Raw genomic sequence first — 2,405 nt, forward strand, 5'->3', positions numbered from 1 at the left:
CCGGGGGGGGCGGCCTTCGCACGGAATCCGCGGCTCAGAGTTCGAAAAGAGCAAGTGTTGACAGTGAGAACACCTGAGAAGAGTTCCCGTAGGTCACAGCCAGGGCTTCCGCCCACGTCGGCCGATCATGCTCTTTAGATGTCGAAGTAGAGCTCGAACTCGTGCGGGTGCGGACGCAGCTGGATCGGGGCGATCTCGTTGGTGCGCTTGTAGTCGATCCAGGTCTCGATCAGGTCGGACGTGAAGACGCCACCGGCCTGGAGGTACTCGTTGTCCGCCTCAAGGGCGTCGAGGACCGCCGGGAGGGAGGTCGGGACCTGCGGGACGCCCGCGTGCTCCTCGGGGGCCAGCTCGTAGAGGTCCTTGTCGATGGGCTCGGCCGGCTCGATCTTGTTCTTGATGCCGTCGAGGCCGGCGAGCAGCAGCGCCGAGAAGGCCAGGTACGGGTTCGAGGACGGGTCCGGGGCACGGAACTCGACGCGCTTGGCCTTCGGGTTGGAGCCCGTGATCGGGATACGCATCGCGGCCGAGCGGTTGCGCTGCGAGTACACCAGGTTGACCGGCGCCTCGAAGCCCGGGACCAGGCGGTGGTAGGAGTTCACCGTCGGGTTGGTGAACGCCAGCAGCGACGGGGCGTGCTTGAGGATGCCGCCGATGTAGTAGCGGGCGGTGTCCGAGAGGCCCGCGTAGCCCTGCTCGTCGTAGAACAGCGGGGAGCCGCCCTGCCACAGGGACTGGTGGACGTGCATGCCGGAGCCGTTGTCGCCGAAGATCGGCTTGGGCATGAAGGTCGCGGTCTTGCCGTTGCGCCAGGCGACGTTCTTCACGATGTACTTGAAGAGCATCAGGTCGTCGGCGGCGGCGAGCAGCGTGTTGAACTTGTAGTTGATCTCGGCCTGGCCGGCGGTGCCGACCTCGTGGTGCTGGCGCTCGACCTGGAGGCCCGCCTTGTCCAGCTCCAGGGAGATCTCGGCGCGCAGGTCGGCGAAGTGGTCGACCGGCGGGGCCGGGAAGTAGCCGCCCTTGTAGCGGACCTTGTAGCCGCGGTTGTCCTCGAGCGCGCCCGTGTTCCAGGCGCCGGCCTCGGAGTCGATGTGGTAGAAGCCCTCGTTCGCCGTGGTGGCGAAGCGCACCGAGTCGAAGACGTAGAACTCGGCCTCGGGGCCGAAGTACGCGGTGTCCGCGATGCCGGTGGAGGCGAGGTAGGCCTCGGCCTTCTTGGCGATGTTCCGCGGGTCACGGCTGTACTGCTCGCCGGTGATCGGGTCGTGGATGAAGAAGTTGATGTTGAGGGTCTTGTCGCGGCGGAACGGGTCCAGGCGCGCCGTGGACAGGTCCGCGCGCAGCGCCATGTCGGACTCGTGGATCGCCTGGAAGCCGCGAATGGACGAGCCGTCGAAGGCGAGCTCCTCGGACGGGTCGAACGCCGCTGCCGGGACGGTGAAGTGCTGCATCACGCCCGGAAGGTCGCAGAAACGGACGTCGATCATCTTCACGTCGTTGTCCGCGATGTACTTCTTGGCGTCGTCGGCGTTCTGGAACATCCAACTCCTCCTACTCCCGGCCCGGGGTGGGGCGGGGTTGTCGCTCGGTCGTGCGGCCAGTGCGGTGGCACACGCTGGACACGACCCTAGGTAGCGGGGATTTCTCCAGCATGACTCATTTGTTTCGCGGACGTTAACCGGACCGGTTGCCGGTGGACCCGGCCTGGGGTGATCAAAAGCGCGCACAGTACCGTGGACGGGTGGACAACAGGCAAGCAATCGGTTCGTGGCTCTCCGGTCCCCGCGCGGCGGTCGAGGAAGCGGGCGCCGACCTCGGCTACCGGGGCGAGCAGCTCGGACTGCCCCAGGAGGGGCCGGGCGCCATCGCACCCCTCGGACGGCGCTTCGGGGCGCTGTTCATCGACTGGGGTCTCTGCATGCTCATCGCATGGGGGCTCATCACCGGGGGCGACTGGTCCGCGGCGGGGAACCCCGCGCTGCTGGTGCTGCTCGTACTGAGTGTGCTCACCGTCGGCACCATCGGCAGCACGCCCGGGAAGCGGCTCCTCGGCCTTCGCGTCATCTCCGTGAACGGCGGGCGGCTGGGCTTCGGGCGCGTGGTACTGCGCAGTGTCCTGCTCTGCCTCGGTATTCCGGCGCTGGTGTGGGACCGCGACGGGCGCGGGCTGCACGACCGCTTCTCGGGTGCCGTACAGGTGCGTATCTAGCGCGGGCTCGTTGACCGGCCAGGTGGTGACCTGGCCGCGTCGTGCTTACTCGTGAGCAGGCTCCGGAGCCTGCCACGCGGAACGGTGAGGGGCCCCCCCCAACCCCCGGCCCCCCACCCCAAAAAAGCGCAAACCGACACCCCCCCCCTCCCCCCCCCCTCCCAAACCAACCCGAACCCCAATAGCCCCCCAG

At 67.7% G+C, this 2,405-nt stretch carries 2 protein-coding genes; one reads left to right on the forward strand and one right to left on the reverse strand.

What is annotated here, in order from left to right:
- Window positions 1-134: 134 nt before the first annotated feature.
- Window positions 135-1,544, reverse strand: coding sequence for a type I glutamate--ammonia ligase (glnA, locus tag ACFWI9_RS13050; protein ID WP_387161388.1), 1,410 nt, complete (start codon window positions 1,542-1,544; stop codon window positions 135-137).
- Between the two features lie 200 nt (window positions 1,545-1,744).
- Here glnA and ACFWI9_RS13055 point away from each other — a divergent pair, with 200 nt between their 5' ends.
- Complete coding sequence (locus ACFWI9_RS13055) at window positions 1,745-2,212, forward strand: RDD family protein (protein ID WP_387161390.1); 468 nt, start codon at window positions 1,745-1,747, stop codon at window positions 2,210-2,212.
- Window positions 2,213-2,405 lie beyond the last annotated feature (193 nt).

This window comes from Streptomyces sp. NPDC127084 (assembly GCF_042724175.1).
Lineage (GTDB): Bacteria > Actinomycetota > Actinomycetes > Streptomycetales > Streptomycetaceae > Streptomyces.

What these genes read in the sequence shown, in the direction of transcription:
- glnA (WP_387161388.1), bottom strand. Translation starts at nt 1,544, where the DNA reads ATGTTCCAGAACGCCGACGACGCCAAGAAGTACATCGCGGACAACGAC.